The 2,194-nt window shown below is 35.4% G+C and carries 2 protein-coding genes and 1 pseudogene; all 3 read left to right on the top strand.

Going from position 1 to position 2,194, the window contains the following annotated elements; genetic code table 11:
* Positions 1-557, top strand: a 557-nt coding sequence (locus KVT27_RS23050) for a transposase (RefSeq protein ID WP_217582013.1), incomplete at its 5' end; no start/stop codon positions are given.
* Between the two features lie 330 nt (positions 558-887).
* The gene (locus KVT27_RS23045; RefSeq protein ID WP_217582012.1) at positions 888-1,214 is read left to right on the top strand and encodes a hypothetical protein; all 327 of its coding nucleotides are present in this window, start codon (positions 888-890) and stop codon (positions 1,212-1,214) included.
* Positions 1,215-1,973: 759 nt separating this feature from the next.
* Positions 1,974-2,194, top strand: a pseudogene (locus tag KVT27_RS23040) (hypothetical protein); the annotation flags it as partial.

Genomic DNA, 2,194 nt, shown 5'->3' with positions numbered 1-2,194 from the left:
TAGCTGAAGGAGAGGTAAAGCGAGAATGCCAAAGATCAAGAGACTTTATCATTCAAAGCATAGTAAGAGATATCCGCTTTAAGAAACAGGAAATCAAGAAGGTGGATAAAGAGTTAAAGGTGACCATTCAAACGTTAGGTATGCAGCTTGAAACTATGCCAGGGATTGATACGGTTACTTCCTCCGCATTGATCGCAGAGATTGGTGACATTCATCGTTTTGCCAATTCTGACAAACTCGCAAGATATGCAGGAATTGCCCCTATTAAGATGGGTTCGGGCGGTAAGGAAACGATGAAGAAAACAAAACAAGGTAATAGAAAGCTATATGACATCTTTTACAACCTATCTGTCCAACAAGTCCAAGTTAGTAAAGGTAGTAAAATACCTCGAAACCCTGTCTTTTATGCTTATTATAACCGTAAGCAAAGTGAAGGGAAGTCAAAGTCACAAGCCCTTCTTTGCATTATGAGAAGATTAGTCAGAATTATCTATGGTATGATGAAAAATAAAATGGCTTATATTATGCCAGATCAACCAGAAACAAAAGCTAGTTAATCAATAAGGGTGGTGGTTGAACAAACTGCCATTCTTTTATAAAGTACATTTTTAGATATTCCTAAGGGTACGGGTAATGGTGTACCTAAACATAACTATTCTGCTAACAGCAAAAATCATTTGATACAACCTGAAGGTGTTAATAAAACGGGCGTAAATGGCGGTCATAATGAAAAGGGATTTTTCAACTATTTAGAGGTGGGCAACAGGTAATACAAGGCACATCAAATGGATTAAAATTCGAAGGATGGAAAAATCCAACTACAGGAGAAATAGAAAGTGTATACCCAGTATTGGAGTGGAAAAATTATGGTAATTAGGAGGGATTTCATGTTAATAGACAAACAGCCAGTCATCCAAGATATTTTTTTTTTGAAGAGTGATTTACTCAAAGTACTAGAGTGTTTATCCAAGGGAGAGCCGTGGCAAGATCATATGATGGGATATGAACTTCCAGAGCATTCTGAGGAGATTGAATTTAAAGAAGGCATAATGATATTCATTAACACAGCATCATATAACGAAATTATTATGAACAGTTCTGATTTCTATGGTTGTTTGAAAGAAACGTGTATGGAATTTGTTGGTGAAAATCAAGAACAGAAAATCCAAGTGTATGTACTTATGGACAAGATAAAGACTGTTTTAAATTTGTAAAATTTTCACACTGAGTTGATTAAACCTATCAACCTACCAAAATACATGAAAAATAGGGAGGTCTACTTGAAACACACCCTGAGAGCACCGGATTTTATGAATTTCAGTCAAAGAAATAGATGAACCAGATTTTATGAGGGGAATTGTAACCTTTTAATCCTTGATTGGCTATATTGTCACTCTCGAGAAGAAGAACAGAATGGACCCAATGAACAGTAATTGTTTGAGAATCGAGACTTCATGAAGACAGAGCCATCATGAAGTGCTATTTTAACGCTAAAGTAATAAGAGCGAGAATAGGCGAGATGACATTTTTACTTAAAAGGATTACTTTATGGATGTCATAATCGCGAAACACACGAGATTAAACAAGCTAAAGGGTTTAAACGTTACACTTGCCAAGTGGTAAAAAAGATGTCATACTGTCAGTACTAAAATAACTTATAAAACTTGCCAATATTAATAAACTTAGAAAATTTATAACCTTAAAGCACTTGATTGTCTATAACAGGCGACAAGTGCTTTTTAGCATGTTTAGTTACGTAAATTGAAAAGATTACGATTATTAATTAGTGTACTAAGTGTTATATTTTATACAAGTACTTGCATACAAGAACAGGCGAAAGAAAAGCTCCACAAAGAAAAAACAAAAAAATCGAGTAATAAGAAGAAAAAGAAGAAAAAAAGAAGAAGAAAAAGTGGGGGAAATTCTTTACCAAGGCTCGTAAGTTAAAAAATAGTTTATCCAAGAGCAAATTGGTGAAACGGGCGAAGAAGGCCATTAAAAAAGCGATCCTGACCACGAAAAAGGTAGTGAATAAAACAAAGGCGGCTGTGACAAAAGCCAAGCAACAGGTAAAGGCTGCTGTCAAACAAACGAAGCAGGTAGTGAAGGAAAAGGTACTACCAGTCGTGAAAAAAGCTGCACAAGCAACGACCAAAGCAGTGAAAAATGCTGTAAAACCTAAAAATCTGTTGAA

It is taken from the genome of Lysinibacillus sp. GbtcB16 (assembly GCF_019091145.1).
Lineage (GTDB): Bacteria > Bacillota > Bacilli > Bacillales_A > Planococcaceae > Lysinibacillus > Lysinibacillus fusiformis.
Note: the sequence above shows the minus strand (reverse complement) of the source record. Positions and strands in the feature narration are given on the sequence as shown.